The sequence below is a fragment of the Tepidanaerobacter syntrophicus genome, from assembly GCF_001485475.2.
Classification (GTDB): Bacteria; Bacillota; Thermosediminibacteria; order Thermosediminibacterales; family Tepidanaerobacteraceae; genus Tepidanaerobacter; species Tepidanaerobacter syntrophicus.
Genome location: NZ_DF977001.1, coordinates 395,070 through 412,031, shown reverse-complemented (window position 1 = coordinate 412,031; position 16,962 = coordinate 395,070). Strand labels below are relative to the sequence as shown.

Genomic DNA, 16,962 nt, shown 5'->3' with positions numbered 1-16,962 from the left:
TTTACCTTTTAGCAGGAAAATAGTGAAAATTTATCAATATATTCATACAATTATAATACGCGAATAATTTTAATAAGGGAGGCTTTGTAATGTTTTCTTTTATCGGTTCTATCATTGTATTATTACTAGGCTATTTTATTTATGGCCGTTTTGTAGAACGGATTTTTGGAGCAGATCCAAACCGGAAAACACCTGCTTATACTATGCAAGATGGCGTAGACTATGTCCCACTTAGTCAAAATAAAAGTGCCCTCATACAATTATTAAATATTGCGGGTCTTGGACCCATATACGGAGCTATACAAGGAGCTATGTGGGGTCCTGCGGCTTTTTTATGGATTGTTTTCGGCGGAATTTTTGCAGGAGCGGTTCACGATTATTTGAGCGGGATGATTTCTCTTAGGAACGGCGGGGCAAATGTGCCGGTATTGGTATCAAAATATTTGGGAGAAAAAGCAAAAATAATAGTAAATATTTTTGCAGTGCTGCTTTTGGTTTTAGTCGGAGTTGTTTTTGTTACAGGTCCAGCCGGATTACTTGCCATATTGACACCGGAAGTTTTAACTAAACAGGTCTGGGTATGGATAATATTTGCCTATTATTTCCTAGCTACAGTTTTGCCTATTGATAAGATTATAGGAAAAATCTACCCTATATTTGGAGCAATTCTTATTGTTATGGCTGTCGGCATCGGGGGAGCACTCTTTGCTCAAGGATATGAAATTCCTGAAATTACTTTGCAAAATCTACATCCTGAAGGTGTGCCCTTATGGCCGCTCTTGTTTGTTACTATAGCTTGCGGGGCCATAAGCGGATTTCACTCAACACAATCGCCTATCATATCAAGATGCTTAAAAAACGAAAAAGAAGGCAGATTTGTATTTTATGGTATGATGATTGCTGAATCGTTGATAGCATTGGTTTGGGCAGCAGCAGCTATGAGCTTTTATGGCGGAACTGAAGGACTGGGCCAAGCCCTTGCAAACCCGGCAGGTCCTTCCGGTGTGGTAAAAGATGCAGCATTTACCATGATGGGTACCGTTGGCGGAGTACTAGCAATACTTGGAGTCGTAGTTCTTCCCATAACTTCAGGCGACACAGCTTTTAGAGCTGCCAGATATACTCTGGCTGAATGGTTTAATATTGATCAAAAATCCCCTGCAAACCGTTACAAAATAGCTATCCCGCTTTTTATCGTCGGAATAGCTCTTTCCCAAATGGATTTCAATATTTTGTGGCGATATTTTGCGTGGGCAAATCAGACTTTGGCTATGATAGTGCTTTGGACCGGATCTGCATATTTGGTTAAACACAATAAAAACCATTGGATTTCTACTTTGCCCGCAACTTTTATGACTGCGGTAAGCGTAACGTATATTTTACAGGCAAGCGAAGGATTTAACCTGCCAACTGCCATATCCTATCCGTCGGGGATTATTGCGGCGGCAGCAGCCTTCTTGTATTTCATTTTTAACATAAATAAAATGAAAGAAAGTGTTGCTGATTCAAAGGCGGCCTAATGAATTATAAGATAGCACTAACAAGAAGTTAAAAGCTAAAATTAAGGAGCTGTTCTTATTTCCGACAGCTCCTTTTATATTCACTAAACGGTTATGCTTTTAAAACCTTATTAATTGACAAAATCTTAGGATGGAAACATATATGCACATGGTCATTGACTTATGCTATAATATAGATTAAATGAGCATAAGACGAATATAACATAAAGCGTATTTAATAAACTACTACATAATGGTAACACATAATTACAAATGGCAAGATTTCACAGAAAGCACAGCTAGAACGGTGAAGGAGTCAAATTACAAGGATATTAACTGGGAGGTTTACGATAATGACTTTGATAAAAAGTATAGAATTTAAGGACGGAAAACTTTATTTAATCGATCAGAGAAAATTACCGGAAAAGCTTTCTATGTTTGAATGTAAAGACCACAAAGATGTAGAATTTGCCATAAAGGACATGGTGGTAAGAGGAGCTCCGGCCATAGGGGTTGTGGGAGCTTACGGCATAGTTCTTGCAGCTGAAAACTTTTTAGATCTGTCAAAAGAAGAGTTTATTAGTAAAGTAAAGGAAAGCGCTGCAATTTTAGGAAATGCCAGACCCACAGCAGTAAATTTAATGTGGGCTGTAAAAAGAATGATGAATGTTTTAGAGGCAAATAAAGATAAAACAAACAGTGAAATCTGTGAGATTTTGTTAAATGAGGCAAAAAATATAGAAAGGGAAGACTTAGAAACAAATAAAGCTATAGCAAGATATGGAAACGAGATTGTTCCAAAGGGAGCTACTATTTTAACTCATTGTAATACAGGGGCTCTCGCTACTGCAGGATACGGGACGGCTCTTGGCGTTATAAGGGAAGCTCATTACACAGGCAAAAACATACGAGTCTTTGCTGATGAAACAAGACCGCGGCTTCAAGGGGCAAGGCTTACAGCATGGGAGCTGGTGCAGGAGAGGATTCCTGCAAAGCTAATTCCTGACAGCGTAGCTCCTGTGCTAATTAGAGATGGGGAAATTGATATAATTATTGTGGGAGCTGACAGAATTGCGCTAAATGGCGATACAGCCAATAAAATAGGCACATTTATGCTGTCGCAGATAGCAAAGGATTTTAATGTTCCTTTTTATATTGCAGCGCCTATCTCCACAATAGATTTTGAAACAAAAAGCGGCAAAGATATCATAATCGAGGAAAGAGACGCCACAGAAGTTACTCATATAAACGGCGTAAGAATTGCACCGGAAGGTATAGATGTTTACAATCCCGCCTTTGATGTAACGCCTCATGAAAACATAACCGGAATAATAACGGAGAAGGGCATTATAAGACCACCGTATTTGGAAAATTTAAGCAGGCTTAGAGATGGAAAGAAGTAAAAAATAGCAGATAAATCGATATTTAAAACCTTAAAGGGGTGCTTTTAAAGCATCCCTTTTTGTAATGGGTTTTGACGATTATTGCAAAGTATGTTATAATTTTCACATGTTCGTTAAAAAATAAACAATAAAACAACCAGTATTAGCATCAGAAGGAGGAATTTAAATTGCAACAAGAGCATATTACACCACAAGTTGCTATTGAAGAAGCGGCACGTTGCTTGCTTTGCCATGATTCACCATGTTCCAAAGCTTGTCCGGCTGGAACCGATCCAGGAAAGTTTATTCGGTCATTGCGCTTTAGAAACCTAAAAGGCGCTGTAGAAACCATAAGGACGAATAATATATTAGGAAGTGTATGTGCACGAGTATGCCCAACTTCCCGCTATTGCGAGGGTGCATGCAGCCGCACAGAAATAGATAAGCCGATTCGCATTGCTAAATTACAGCAGTTTTTGACAGACTATGAAAAGTCCCTTGATTTGGAAATACTAAAACCCGTTACATCAGATAAGGGAAAAGTAGCCATAGTAGGTTCTGGCCCCAGCGGGCTGCAAGCAGCAGCAGAACTTGCCAGAAACGGATACAAAGTAACTATATTTGAGCAAAAAGATAAACCCGGCGGTTGGCTGACATACGGCATCCCAGATAGCAGATTGCCTCGAGAAGCAGTTGAACAGGACATTTCATATGTGAAAAAATTAGGTGTAGAATTTAAGACAAATTGCAGCGTTGGAAAAGATATTACACTAGATGAGCTAAAAAAAGAGGGTTATAAAGCAATTTTAGTTGCGGTAGGAGTTCAGAGCAGCAAGTTGCCTGATATTGACGGCATAAATCTTGAAGGTGTTTTCAAAGGAACGGAATTTTTATCTCGAATAAAAGCGGGAGAAAACATAAATATAGGAGATAAAGTTATAGTAATAGGCGGCGGAGATGTAGCAATGGATTGCGCGTCTGTAGCCAAGGATTTAGGAACAAAAGATGTTAAAATAGTTTACCGCAGAACCATAGATAAAATGCCGGCGGATCCTGAAGAAAAAGAGCGAGTTTTTAAATTAGATATCCCGATTTTTACAGGTTTTAAACCAAAACAAATAGTGGGTGAAAACGGTAGAGCAGTCCGCTTTAAAGCCGAAGGCATGTTTGATGATTCTACATTGGATCTGCCTGCTGATACAATAATATTTGCAATTGGACAGGAGCCTGAAAATCTAGAATCATTAGGGCTAAAATTGGACAATAATACTTTGCCTGTGAAAAATTATATGACATCTCAAGAAGGTATTTTTGCTGCCGGAGACATAATTGAAGGCGATAAAACAGTGGTTTATTCAGTAAAAACTGGAAAAGAAGCAGCTAAAGCCATTATGGAATATCTTGAGAAAGAGGGTGCTTATAATGTTTAAGAAAGACCTATCTATAGATTTTTGCGGTGTTCATTGCGAGAATCCTTTCTTTCTGTCTTCTTCGCCGGTGGGAAACTGCTATGAAATGTGTGCAAAGGCATACGATACCGGTTGGGGCGGAATAGTGTTCAAAACAGTAGGATTTTTTGTGGCCAATGAGGTTTCTCCAAGGTTTGACCATTTGCAAAAGGAATGCACACCTTTTGTTGGATTTAGAAACATGGAGCAAATAGCGGAACATCCCTTAGAAGAAAACCTGGAAGCTATGAGAAAACTAAAAAAGAACTATCCCGACAAGGTACTAGTGGCATCAATAATGGGAGAAAACGAAAAAGAGTGGACAGAACTTGCTAAACTAGTAACCGAAGCCGGAGCCGATATGATAGAGTGCAATTTTTCATGTCCGCAGATGACGAGTGGTGCGATGGGCTCAGATGTTGGACAAAATCCGGATTTGGTTAAAAAATACTGTCAGGCTGTCAGAAAAGGGACCAGTCTTCCTATCTTAGCAAAAATGACACCAAATATATCAGATATGGCAATTCCTGCCTTAGCTAGCATAGAAGGCGGAGCAACAGGCATTGCTACAATAAATACTATAAAATCTCTTACAAAAATCGACCTGAATCACTATACGGCTGTGCCCATTATAAATGGAAAGTCAAGTGTCTCCGGATACTCTGGAAAGGCAGTCAAGCCTATTGCACTTAGATGGATATATGAACTTGCGTCAAATCCAAAATTAAAAAATGTGCCCATAAGCGGAATAGGTGGAATAGAAACATGGGAGGATGCGGCAGAATTTATACTTTTAGGCGCTTCAAACTTACAAGTGACTACAGCAGTAATGCAGTACGGATATAGGATCGTTGAAGACATGATAAGCGGTATGTCCTATTACATGGAAGAAAAGGGCTTTAAGAAAATTTCCGATATGGTAGGACTTGCTACTCAAAATATTATACCTCCTGATAAATTAGACAGGGATTATATAGTATTTCCGAAATTCGATGATAAGAAATGTGTTAAATGCGGAAGATGCTATATATCCTGCTATGATGGCGGACACCAGGCGATAGAATGGGATGAAAAAGAGCGTAAACCAATTTTAATAGAAGATAGATGCGTGGGATGCCATTTATGTGCCAATGTATGCCCTGTGCAGTGCATAGAAAAGGGAGAAATCAAATTTAAATCAGGTGCCGCAGAACGTAAATTAGTTATTTAATTCAAGAGAAAAGGGTGTCAAATCGGCACCCTTTTCCTAAAGCAAGGAGGATAATTAATGGATGCTCTTATGACTACTGCAATTAGCGTAGGCGTTTTTTCGGGAATATGGGCCTATCTAAGTTCTGCCTTTGGACTTATTACTTGGGCAGGATTCTTGGGCTGCACGACTTACTTTGCCGCCGGAGGGAGAAAAGAAGGATTTAAAAAAGCCATAATGACTAATATTACAGGTGTTATCTGGGCGGTAATTGCGATTAAAGTTAGCAGTATATCAAGTTTTGATGGTGCCGCAGCTTTAATGACAGGCATTATTTCTTTTATAATGTGCGCTCAAGCGAAATTTAAATCATTTGATTTTATTCCAGGTGCATTTGTTGGAAGCTGCGCTACCTTTGCCGCTCAAGGGAATTGGATGCAAGTAGTTCCTGCGCTTTTGTGCGGAGCAGTTCTAGGATATACATCAGAGTCTTTGGGAATTTGGATTTATGAAATGTTAAACAGAAAACGCGCAGAAAATCTAGACTAATAAGTTTTAAATTTTTATGATACAGAAACAAAACATACCCTTAGAAAAAAGAAGGCCCAAAAAGCCTTCTTTTTTGCTTACCTTAATGACTCATTGAGAGACAGAAAAAAATGTAATAGAATGTAGTCACAGAAAGCAAATTAAAGGAGTGATGATATTGAAGATAGATTTTCATGTACATATAACACCACCGGATATTATAAAAGACTGGAAGAAAATAGCCGAAAAGGAGGACTATTTTAAGCTTCTCAGCGAAAGCCCTGTAAATAAATTTGCTACGGCTGATGATGTTGTAGAAGAGCTTGAAAGTTCAGAAATTGACAAGGCAGTTATCTTCGGGTTTGCTTTTAAAGATATGGGGCTTTGCCGTTATGTCAACGACTATACGGCCCAAGCTATAAAAGAATATCCTGAAAAACTAATAGGATATATGGTAGCAATGCCTACATCGAGGGAGCTGGAAAAAGAAATTGACAGATGCAGAGCTGCCGGACTCAAAGGCATTGGTGAACTTTTTCCTCAAGGACAGGGATTTGATATAGCAGATTCTAAAGAGATGTCAAACCTGGCTAACTTATGTATAGAACGAAACCTTCCCCTGATAATCCATACAAATGAGCCTGTAGGCCATTACTATGCAGGAAAGACTGACACCACACCGGAAAAAGCCGGTGCCTTTGCTCAAAATTTTCCCGATGTTAAAGTTATATTTGCCCATTGGGGTGGCGGGCTTATGTTCTATGAATTAATGCCTGAGATAAAAAAACAAAATCAAAACGTATATTATGATACTGCCGCATCTCCACTACTTTACAATAAAAACATATACAAAGCAGCCGGCGATATCGAAGTTTTGCATAAAGTGCTATTTGGAAGTGATTTTCCCTTGCTGCCTATGAAAAGATACCTTAAAGAAATATCAGAATCCGGTTTAAGCCAAGAGGAACAAGAGCTTGTTTGCGGACAAAACGCCTGCCGACTCCTTGGTCTGTAATAGGGCAATCTGAATTTAGTCAAAGAAAAAGGATTTAATCACAGCAAAGTATTCCCGTATATAGTATAGAGGTTTTAGATATCTGGGATATGCCGGTGTCGGCGCACATATACCATATGGGATAAATCCGTATCGCCTTGCTAGGAGCTTGGAACGAAACATATGATATTCACTGGTTACAATCATTACTTTCGGTCTTTCTGTCTCACCTGCATATTTAATTACTTCTCTTGTAAAAAGTAAATTTTCACCGGTATTTGTTGAGCGATCCTCTTTTATTATTCTTTCTTCTTTGATTCCGTGTTTTACCAAAAAGCGCTGCATTGCTTCAGCTTCACTTATCCATTCATTGGAACCCTGACCGCCGGATACTACTATGGGCACTTGAGGGTATTTATTTGCGTATTCTAAAGCTTGCTGCAGCCGATACCTTAGAGACGGTGACGGTTCACCGCCATATAATCCTGCACCCAAAATTATTATAAAATCAACAGGTATATCATCATCAGAAAATGAGTTGACTATAATTAAGCTTTCAATTATCAGAAAAGAACATAATAATACAAGAACTATTATAAACAAGAGCCGTTTGAGCATTAAATTAGATATTTCCCTGACCCCTTTACTTTCTTATTTTTCCCTGCAATTTTCTATTCTTTAACTGTGCCCGCATCAAATTACGAAGTTGTTATCTTTAGTTTATCATTATCGTAAATTTTATCAACCTTAAAATTAGCAGCATGACAAACTAACCCCGGTTGCAGGTTTATTGTTTGTATTGACATTTTATATGTTTAGGAGTATAGTATAAACATAAATCCGAGTAAAATAGTAGGAATTAGGAGAGACATGTATTGAAATTATCTACCAAGGGTCGATATGGATTAAAAGCGATGTATGATTTGGCTTTAAATTATGGTGATGAACCCATACCATTAAAAAATATTGCGGAGCGTCAGGATATTTCCGAACCTTATTTGGAACAACTTATGGCCATTTTAAAAAAAGAGGGTTTAGTGCAAAGCGTAAGAGGCGCTTATGGTGGGTATTTACTTACGAGGGAGCCTTCAAAAATCACTGTGGGTGATGTGCTTAGAGCACTGGAAGGACCCATTGGGCTGGTGGACTGCGTGCTGGAACAGGATGCTGCAGAGTGCGAAAAATATGATAGCTGCATAACGCGAATAGTGTGGGAAAAAATAAGGGACAGTATAATTAAAACCATTGATTCTATTACTCTTTGGGATATGTGTCATGAAATATCAAACAAAAATGAGCCGTAGAATTCGAAGGAATTTACCTTGCATAAGCAGCAGCTTGCAAATATGGCCGGATTAATTAGAACGAATATAGGAGATGGTAAATTGAAGAGAACATATTTAGATAATGCAGCGACTACTCCTGTAAGATCTGAAGTTTTAGAGGCGATGCTTCCTTATTTTACGCAAAAATTCGGAAACGCATCTACAATATATTCCTATGGAAGAGAAGCAAAAGAAGCACTTGAGGAAAGCAGGAAAAATGTTGCACAATTAATAGGAGCGAATACCGAAGAAATTTTCTTTACTTCGGGTGGAACAGAATCCGACAACTGGGCTTTAAGAGGAGCTGTATCCGCAAATGTAAAGAAAGGTAAACACGTTATCACCTCGTCTGTAGAACATCATGCTGTTTTGTATACATGCCGGGATTTGGAAAAGCAAGGATTTAAAATAACATATTTACCGGTAGATAAAGACGGATTAATAAATGTTAAGGATGTAGCAGATGCGATAACCGATGAAACAATTTTGGTTTCTATTATGCATGCCAACAATGAAATTGGAACGATACAGCCGATAAATGAAATTGCCAAAATAATTAAACAAAAAAATCCCGAAATTATTTTTCACACTGACGCTGTTCAGACGGCAGGCAAAATTCCTGTAAATGTAAATAATTTGGGTGTTGATTTACTGAGTATGTCCGCGCACAAAATCTACGGTCCAAAAGGCGTAGGGGCTCTTTATATAAGAAAAGGCACTCGCATTGCTCCATTTATGACGGGCGGAGCCCAGGAAAGCAGCCGCAGAGCAGGCACGGAAAATATAGCAGGGATTGTCGGCTTCGGCAAAGCGGCAGAGCTTGCCGAATGCGAGCAGCAAGAGCAATATGAAAGACTTACTTTGCTTAGAGATAGACTAATGCAAGGAATTTTAAACACAATTCCATATACTAGATTAAATGGGCACCCGACATTAAGACTGCCTCACAATGTCAATATATCTTTTGAATTTATTGAAGGCGAATCCATACTCTTAAATCTTGATATGAAAGGCATTTGCGCATCTAGCGGCTCTGCATGCACATCCGGATCATTAGACCCTTCACATGTGCTTTTGGCTATTGGCTTACCTCACGAAATAGCTCATGGTTCTTTGCGATTGACACTTGGCAGAGAAAACAGTGAGGAAGACGTGGATTATGTGTTGGAGGTTTTGCCGAGTATAATAAATAAACTTCGGCAGATGTCACCGCTTTTTGCCAAAAGAAAGGAGCAACCTAAAAATGTATAATGAAAAAGTTATGGATCATTTTTCAAATCCGCGCAATGTAGGAGAAATTTCGGACGCTGACGGTGTCGGAACAGTTGGAAATCCGGTGTGCGGTGATATAATGCAGATATATATAAAGGTGAAGGACAACGTTATTGAAGATATTAAATTTAAAACCTTTGGCTGTGGTGCCGCTATTGCTACCAGCAGTATGGTAACTGAAATGGTTAAAGGTAAAACCATTGATGAAGCATTAAAGATAAGCAATAAACAAGTGGCTGAAGCCCTTGGAGGCCTGCCGCCTGTAAAAATGCATTGTTCAAATCTTGCTGCAGACGCGCTTAAGGAAGCGATAAATGATTATAAAAAAAGTAGGGGTTAATATTGAACAAAAATAAAGTTGCAGTAGCGATGAGCGGGGGAGTAGACAGTTCTGTCTGCGCATATCTGCTAAAAGAGCAGGGATATGAAGTAATCGGAATAACTATGCAAATATTTGATGATGCATCGGGCAAAAGCAAAGCTAAAGAAGGCAGCTGCTCCACCGAAGCTGTGCAGGACGCACGACTTGTAGCAAAAAATCTGGGCATACCGCATTATGTGGTAAATCTGAAGCACTGCTTTAATGAAAAAGTCATAAAGTATTTTATAAGCGAGTATTTATCCGGCAAAACGCCAAACCCTTGCATTGTTTGCAACAAATATCTAAAATTTACCGAACTTCTAAAAGAAGCTTTTAAACTTGATGCTTTTTATCTTGCAACCGGTCATTATGCCAGGGTAGAATATGATGATGCTCTAAGCCGATATATTTTAAAAAAATCTGTCGACAGCGATAAGGACCAATCTTATGTTTTATATGGCTTGACTCAGCAGCAGCTTGAGCATGTCCTTTTTCCGCTGGGCAATTATACAAAAAAGGAAATTCGCCAAATAGCTCAAAAAATAGGCTTATCTGTTTCGGATAAACCAGACAGCCAAGAGATTTGTTTTATCGATACCAATTACCGTGACTTTCTATATAAGAAAGCCCCGGATAAAATCAAAGAAGGACCATTTACAGATACAAATGGCAAGATAATAGGAAAGCATAAGGGTATTCCGTTTTACACGATAGGCCAGAGGAAGGGCCTGGGCATATCTGCCGGTAAGCCTCTTTATGTAGTCGATATAGATGCCGAGAATAATGCCGTAGTTCTAGGGGACGAAAAAGACCTTTATACAAAGGAATTTGTAGCAAGTCAAACTAACTGGGTATCAATAGATATACCTTGTGAAAAGTTTAATGCAAATGTAAAAATAAGGTACAATTTTATCGAAAAGCCGGCCGAAATCATACCACTTAATGGCGATACGGTAAAAGTCATTTTTGAAAATCCCCAAAAAGCCGTTACTCCCGGCCAATCAGCAGTATTTTATAAAGGCGATGTAGTTTTAGGCGGTGGTGTTATACAACGGCGCTGCCTTCCTGAAAAATCTTTTTAGAAAGGCTTTACATTAAAATAATTTCCCAGTTTATCATTACACTGCAATCTCAAATTTAAGCAACAAATAAGTTATATTTGCGGTCAAAATAAAAGACACTGAAGATATAGTCAGTGTCTTTTATTTGATTTAAAATCATTATTAATTCGTATTTATTTCTTAAAATCCGGTTCAAATTCATCAATTGAAGCTTTGAGCAATGATACGCTATAGGCCATTGAAGGACCGCCTCCAAAAGCCACGGCTACCATTGCAGCTTCCATAATTTCTTCACGAGTGGCACCTGCTTCGAGTGCTTTGTAAACATGGTAAGTTATGCAATATTCACAGCGGTTATAAGCTGCAATAGCAACACTCATAAGCTCCTTCGTTTTGGTATCTAATGCTCCCGGTTTATATGTGACTCCGAGAAGATTCATAAAAGACTTTACATTATCCCTGTTGGTCTTAGCAAGATCGTTTAATCCTTGGGTAAACTCGTTGAGATACTCACGCGGTGTTTTTGACATTTATACAGCCTCCTGAAAATATAATAGTTGCTATATCAATTATTAGTATAGCAACTATTATATAAAACGTCAACTTCTTATTTTGAAGATTTTTGAGTTTTTAACTGATATTCTCCACCATTTTATTGATAACCTTTAAAAATATTTCAATTTCCTCATCGGTTAAACCGCTAGCAAAAATTTTACTCATCTTTTCCCCTTCCGGAAGCAGTTTTTCTCTCAATTCTTTGCCTTTCTCAGTTAGTGCGAGCTTTATGGCACGCCTATCTTCTGGATCCTCCAATCTTATTACAAGATTGTCATTTTCCATACGATCGATTAGTCTAGCTACAGTTGAACTTTTAATATTCATTTTTTCAGCTAACTCTTTTTGACTTATCCCGTCATATTTACCCAGGTAATATAAAGCGGTCCACTGAACTCGAGTAGTGCCCAGAGATTTTAACCTTTCGTTGAAAGCATCTGCCATCTTTTTAGCGGCTTTATTAGTAATAAAGGCTACACATTCATCTAAATCAAACAATCTGTTATCATTCCCTTCTGCTTTAAAAACATTCCAATTGTTATAATTTAAAAACACAAACTCAGTGTCGCACTGTTATAATTATTATATTTGCTGTATTATGTTATTGCAAGGTAATCCGAAGGAATATAAGCATAATTCATTTAGTCAAGTGATTTTTATGAGCCTTACAAACTTAAGTTTATAAATAAAGATAGGTTACTTAAAATTAACCTATCTTCAGAATATATCTTTTACCTATAAAGAGGAAGACGAAAAAATTGGTAAAGTTTTATAGTTGTTACAACAACTTATTTGCTGTTATATCACCGGATTCGAGTATATAAATATTATTTTTACCGCTGCCGAAGGTCGCCTCATACCTAAGGCTTTTGCTATTGCCGGGAAGATCCTTGTTGCCGGATGGGTCTTGATCGTCAATATCCCAATCGACATTTCCCATCAGTGATTCTTGATTTTCAACTAAAGCAATAAGTTTTACATTTGTATTCTCAGAAATAGTTATATCTACATTGCCTGTATCAAATATATACCAGTCAGACTGGATTTGCTGACATATAAATTTTATAGCAGATGTTTCATAAACTTCGACCTCCAGGTTTGCGGGAACAATAATATCATATTCGTTAACACTGATATTCCCGGAAATTGGGCGGTTAAACGACATATGTACAGTATTTCCTTCCTTTTCATAGACGACTTCTTGCTCTTGCAGAAGCTCTTGAGCTTTTTCCTTTGAATTTGCCCTTATACAAGCCTTAGCCTGCGCGGTAACTTTATTATTCTGTGACGTTCTGACATTAAGCTGTAGGCCTGATGCGTCTATAACTAATTTTTTTACTGTATCATCTACTATAAATTCGCTGACTTTAGCATCCATCTTATAGCTTTGATTTAAAACCATATCCGATATACGAGAAACGACACCGACCTGAGTAAAAACGTACAATCCCAGACTTGTAGCACATATTGCGCCAATTATAATTATGCTGAGGATATCATACTTTATTTTGGTTTGTTCATCTTTTAAAGTATAGTAGCGCCATAAAACTTCTAGACCTAAAAGAACCAGGATCAACGGCCAGCCTTTTATTAATATAATTGCAGCATTTTGTGTCTTGAGCTGTGATATGAGCAAAATAAATCCAAAAAATATAAGTACTATGCCCATTGTAAAAGTGCCTACTCTTCTTTGCTGCATGTATCTTCACTTCTTTCTTCAAGATAATCATCACAATCATGATCTTTCTCGGTATTTTCACTGTTTTCCTTAGGACCTTTTAGCAACCTTATACCTGTTGCGATTAAAATTGCGGCTACAATTATCGTTTGCAAATAACTCTGAAACCTCCATGGCAAAAGCGGCATGATTATCCTGTTAAATGTAGCTAATATGCCAAGTCCTATAAGGCTCCAGCCGACAATTTTGGGATTGTTGTCAAGTAAGGAAAAAAGGTAACTGTCTGTACGGTATTCCTCCGATTTTCCTTCAAGGCTGTGGAGCGTGTCAAATATGCTGTAAAACCATATAACAGGTAAAAGGAACAAGAAAAAACTCATGTTAAGCCAGCTCATCAAAAAAATGTCAAAGAAAAACATACTCATCAATATCAGGCCTTCTCTTTGAAGGCCCAAGTACATGTGGCCTGCTCCGGGTATAACCGAAAGACCTACCGCTATAACTTTTTTATTTTCATCTTTAAAACTTTTTACTTCTTCCTTTTCTCCTTGCGGTATTTCGGAATTATTGCCGTTATATCCTGACTTATCGGCTAAAGAGATAGCATCTACCAATGAAATAAGCCATATTATGGGGAGCAGTAAACCCAAAATAAATATAAATTCATGTTGATGCAAGACAAGGGCTAGCCCTCCCGTGCCCAGTATTATACCGAAGAAAAGAAGAAAAAAGACAAATGCCCTGTCAAGGTATCCAAGGTAAATATGAGCCAGGCCGGGAATAAAAGATAGTATAAATGTTACAAGTTTACTTTTTTTATTCACTGTTTAAATTCTCCTTTACTTATATTCCTCAAAATTTTGAATCCATTCATGTGCTCCACTGACTATTTTTTCTGGAAAATCTATATTCATACTGCACTCTGCTCGGTAAGACGTGGCATTTGCTACAGGTACAATGTTTGCAATCTTATTGAACATTCCAAAGTTCATCAGCATAAATGTAACTATGGAGGCTGCGATGTAATACATGAAAAGATTTCTTTTTCTTGTGATCTCAACCTTCTTTTTACAAACAGGCTCCACTTTGCGCTGTTTTTTTACTTTACACAGTACCTTTGTTGGAAAATCAAGAGAAATTTTGCTTTGGGCTTGGCGTATCTCCTCATTATAAATCATCGATAAAAACATCTCGCAGCACATATCGCACTTTGTAAGGTGTTCTTCGAGAATATCCGAATCTTTTTCGGAAAGAGTGCCTGCTTTGTAACTTGCTAGTTCTTCCTTGCTGTAATGTTTCATGTTATATTCTCCCTCCCCCAACTTTTTTTAAAGAGTTTTTTTGCTCTATACAATCTTGATTCAACCGCTTTTACGGTAATATTTTCTTCTAATGCTATCTGCTGATAAGTTTTACCCTCAAAATAATATTTTCTAAGGACTCTGCCGTAAATTTCCGGAAGGCCTGCCACAGCTTCATCTACCTTAGTTTTTTGCTCTTTATCAAGCAGGGCATCTTCAGGTGTTGGTATTTTATTTTCTGCTATTGAAATTGATTCTTTTTCCTGCATAACTTCATTTTCATAAAATTTCTTTTGAGTTCTCTTAAAGTCGATAGCTTTATTTACAGCAATTTTCCCAATCCATGCCTTGAAATTCTTATTTTTAAATTGAGGAAGAGAGCGGTAGACCTGCAAAAACACTTCCTGGGCAATGTCCTCAGCTATGTAAGAGTCTTTTATAAAATTTAAAATAATTGCAAAAACATATCCTTTGTAAGCTTCTACGATTTCAAAGAATGCATCTTCATTGCCGAGAAGGCATTCTTGAACAAGCTTTGCATCATGATCCATTGCTCCCCTCCTTCCGCCCTATTTATAAAGACGTGAAAAAAATAAAAAACCCTGCAAGATTTTATAATACAATAACTCAAAAAAAGTTGGAGTTTAGTGGCATGCAAATTAACTTTTTATTGCCTTATGAGTAGTTTCACTATATAATTTAGATGATATCAGAATTGTTATTAGAATGGTAATAAAATCTAAATTACAAAGAATATCTTTTTGCGGGAAAGAGGTGATGATTTGCCGATATAGCGAATTAAAGTTGCCTGCTATTATCAAAAAAATCAAGAGGGGGATAATAATGAAAAAAAGGTTATCAGTTTTTGCCTCAGTTGCCCTGGCTGTAACACTTATGCTAGCAATAGTTGCCTTTATTCCAGTAAAGGCTAATGCCGCAACAGGCGGTTGGTATCTTGTAGAAAAACATTTTGAGAATTCTCCATCAGACGGCACATTTAAAAGCAATGTAATGGGTGGGGGCTATGTACTTACGACTTATGCCTGTGAAGGTTCTGAAGGAGACATGAAAATTACAAATGAATGCACAACCCCCGGAGGCGATCTAGTTGCCCGCGTAGTTACAAGAGTAACATGGGACAGCCCCCCTGAATATCTTCCTGCAGGGCAAAAAGTGGGATTTAATGTTGAGGCAGAGACACTCGAATCACAACTTTGGAGTCCAAGCGGTGTGTCTGCAACCTTTGATATTGTGGGTATTCCTACTGGCGTTACAGTAGGTTCTATATCTTTTGTATCTGAAGATGGCGAAAAAAATATAGTAGATAAAAAAGTCTATTTTGAAAGCGAAGCCCCAATTCCCGCAGGTTCGCCGGGAGACAAAAAGTCTATATATTTGCGCTTAGGTGAAGGCTATGGCTATACTTATACCTATGAATGGCGGGAGGAGGCACCACCTGCCGCACCCGCTCCCACTACTCCTACTGGTATAAGCGCAACCAACGCAGAGGCTTTTGAATCAGGTGCAAGGATTATGTGGAACCCAGTATCAAACTGCCTTGGGTATAGACTTTATAGGTCAACTTCTCCTGACGAACTTGGAATATCCGTAACCGACTTTTACATTACAAGTACCTCTTATGCAGATGTAAACGTAGAACCTAATACAACATACTACTATACGGTAAAACCTGTACTTGCAGAAGCAAAACCCTTTGAAGGAATAGACGAAAAGCTTGGCGATCCTATTGCAACCTTTACTGTTACAACGGGAAGCCAGATTTATAAGCCAGGAAGCTTTAAGCACTTTATCCTTCTTAAGCTGGACAGTCCCTATATGAGTGTTGATGGAGTGCAAAAAGAAGTAGATCCCGGAAGAGGAACAGCCCCTGTTACGATATCAGGAAGGACTATGGTGCCCATAAGGGCAATTGTTGAAGCCATGGGAGGAACTGCAGATTGGGACAATGCTACAAACAAGATAACTCTTAATGCAAGGGGAAACATAGTTGAGATGTGGCTTGGAAAGACAGATATTAAAGTAAATGGGGCAAGCAAGAAGATGGATGTAGTGCCTGTTTTAAAGAATGAAAGAACATTTGTACCTATAAGATTTGCTGCTGAAAACCTAAACTGTAAGGTAGACTGGATAAACAGCACACAGGAAGCTGTAATAGTATATGAAGAATAAAGATAAATATCATAAATTTTCATATATATATATATATATGGTCCTATCAGATGATAGGACCATATTTTTTGGAAAAGCTAAGGATAGATTTTTATCTTGCCTTTGCGAATTAAATTCTATGCCAAATCTTGATTTTAAATAGGAACATTCTGCAGATCTTCGATCTGAAAAATAATTGC

18 protein-coding genes are annotated in these 16,962 nt (G+C 38.0%); 11 read left to right on the top strand and 7 right to left on the bottom strand.

Annotated elements, in window-relative coordinates; all coding sequences use genetic code 11:
- Window positions 1–89 precede the first annotated feature (89 nt).
- From TSYNT_RS06985 to TSYNT_RS06960, 6 genes are all read left to right on the top strand, one after another.
- On the top strand, window positions 90–1,520 hold the full coding sequence (locus tag TSYNT_RS06985; protein WP_059032769.1) for a carbon starvation CstA family protein: 1,431 nt from the start codon (window positions 90–92) through the stop codon (window positions 1,518–1,520).
- Between the two features lie 332 nt (window positions 1,521–1,852).
- A complete protein-coding gene (gene mtnA, locus TSYNT_RS06980) occupies window positions 1,853–2,902 on the top strand; it encodes an S-methyl-5-thioribose-1-phosphate isomerase (protein ID WP_059032768.1) in 1,050 nt (349 codons plus the stop codon).
- Window positions 2,903–3,069: 167 nt separating this feature from the next.
- Window positions 3,070–4,311 carry an FAD-dependent oxidoreductase gene (locus TSYNT_RS06975; RefSeq protein WP_059032767.1) on the top strand — a complete coding sequence of 414 codons (1,242 nt, stop codon included), beginning with the start codon at window positions 3,070–3,072 and terminating at the stop codon, window positions 4,309–4,311.
- The gene (gene preA / locus TSYNT_RS06970) at window positions 4,304–5,539 is read left to right on the top strand and encodes an NAD-dependent dihydropyrimidine dehydrogenase subunit PreA (protein ID WP_059032766.1); all 1,236 of its coding nucleotides are present in this window, start codon (window positions 4,304–4,306) and stop codon (window positions 5,537–5,539) included. Before TSYNT_RS06975 ends, preA begins: the two co-directional genes overlap by 8 nt.
- 57 nt (window positions 5,540–5,596) lie before the next feature.
- On the top strand, window positions 5,597–6,067 hold the full coding sequence (locus TSYNT_RS06965) for a DUF1097 domain-containing protein (protein WP_059032765.1): 471 nt from the start codon (window positions 5,597–5,599) through the stop codon (window positions 6,065–6,067).
- Between the two features lie 151 nt (window positions 6,068–6,218).
- The gene (locus TSYNT_RS06960; RefSeq protein WP_059032764.1) at window positions 6,219–7,061 is read left to right on the top strand and encodes an amidohydrolase family protein; all 843 of its coding nucleotides are present in this window, start codon (window positions 6,219–6,221) and stop codon (window positions 7,059–7,061) included.
- 15 nt (window positions 7,062–7,076) lie between these two features.
- Here the strand turns inward: TSYNT_RS06960 and TSYNT_RS06955 are convergent, their stop codons facing one another.
- Window positions 7,077–7,658, bottom strand: a complete 582-nt coding sequence (locus TSYNT_RS06955) for a YdcF family protein (protein WP_059032763.1) — start codon at window positions 7,656–7,658, stop codon at window positions 7,077–7,079.
- Window positions 7,659–7,915: 257 nt separating this feature from the next.
- Here TSYNT_RS06955 and TSYNT_RS06950 point away from each other — a divergent pair, with 257 nt between their 5' ends.
- The 4 genes from TSYNT_RS06950 to mnmA all read left to right on the top strand — a co-directional run bounded on the left by TSYNT_RS06950 (window position 7,916) and on the right by mnmA (window position 11,080).
- Entirely contained in the window at window positions 7,916–8,344 is a 429-nt protein-coding gene (locus TSYNT_RS06950) for an RrF2 family transcriptional regulator (protein WP_059032762.1), read from the top strand.
- Between the two features lie 81 nt (window positions 8,345–8,425).
- The gene (gene nifS, locus TSYNT_RS06945; protein WP_059032894.1) at window positions 8,426–9,616 is read left to right on the top strand and encodes a cysteine desulfurase NifS; all 1,191 of its coding nucleotides are present in this window, start codon (window positions 8,426–8,428) and stop codon (window positions 9,614–9,616) included.
- The gene (gene nifU / locus TSYNT_RS06940) at window positions 9,609–9,977 is read left to right on the top strand and encodes a Fe-S cluster assembly scaffold protein NifU (protein WP_059032761.1); all 369 of its coding nucleotides are present in this window, start codon (window positions 9,609–9,611) and stop codon (window positions 9,975–9,977) included. Before nifS ends, nifU begins: the two co-directional genes overlap by 8 nt.
- Window positions 9,978–9,979: 2 nt before the next feature.
- Complete coding sequence (gene mnmA, locus TSYNT_RS06935; RefSeq protein ID WP_059032760.1) at window positions 9,980–11,080, top strand: tRNA 2-thiouridine(34) synthase MnmA; 1,101 nt, start codon at window positions 9,980–9,982, stop codon at window positions 11,078–11,080.
- Between the two features lie 152 nt (window positions 11,081–11,232).
- Here the strand turns inward: mnmA and TSYNT_RS06930 are convergent, their stop codons facing one another.
- From TSYNT_RS06930 to TSYNT_RS06905, 6 genes are all read right to left on the bottom strand, one after another.
- On the bottom strand, window positions 11,233–11,589 hold the full coding sequence (locus TSYNT_RS06930) for a carboxymuconolactone decarboxylase family protein (RefSeq protein WP_059032759.1): 357 nt from the start codon (window positions 11,587–11,589) through the stop codon (window positions 11,233–11,235).
- Window positions 11,590–11,689: 100 nt separating this feature from the next.
- Window positions 11,690–12,112, bottom strand: a complete 423-nt coding sequence (locus TSYNT_RS06925; protein ID WP_059032758.1) for a MarR family winged helix-turn-helix transcriptional regulator — start codon at window positions 12,110–12,112, stop codon at window positions 11,690–11,692.
- 280 nt (window positions 12,113–12,392) lie between these two features.
- Window positions 12,393–13,313, bottom strand: coding sequence for a hypothetical protein (locus tag TSYNT_RS06920; protein ID WP_059032757.1), 921 nt, complete (start codon window positions 13,311–13,313; stop codon window positions 12,393–12,395).
- Complete coding sequence (locus tag TSYNT_RS06915) at window positions 13,295–14,116, bottom strand: hypothetical protein (RefSeq protein WP_059032756.1); 822 nt, start codon at window positions 14,114–14,116, stop codon at window positions 13,295–13,297. Before TSYNT_RS06915 ends, TSYNT_RS06920 begins: the two co-directional genes overlap by 19 nt.
- 15 nt (window positions 14,117–14,131) lie before the next feature.
- The gene (locus tag TSYNT_RS06910; protein ID WP_059032755.1) at window positions 14,132–14,593 is read right to left on the bottom strand and encodes a hypothetical protein; all 462 of its coding nucleotides are present in this window, start codon (window positions 14,591–14,593) and stop codon (window positions 14,132–14,134) included.
- Entirely contained in the window at window positions 14,590–15,144 is a 555-nt protein-coding gene (locus tag TSYNT_RS06905) for an RNA polymerase sigma factor (RefSeq protein WP_059032754.1), read from the bottom strand. The genes TSYNT_RS06910 and TSYNT_RS06905 overlap by 4 nt, the downstream gene beginning before the upstream one ends.
- 292 nt (window positions 15,145–15,436) lie before the next feature.
- On the opposite strand from TSYNT_RS06905, the gene TSYNT_RS06900 reads away from it, so the two are divergent.
- Window positions 15,437–16,783: a copper amine oxidase N-terminal domain-containing protein gene (locus TSYNT_RS06900; RefSeq protein ID WP_059032753.1), complete on the top strand. Its 1,347-nt coding sequence runs from the start codon at window positions 15,437–15,439 to the stop codon at window positions 16,781–16,783.
- The last annotated feature ends 179 nt before the right edge of the window (window positions 16,784–16,962 follow it).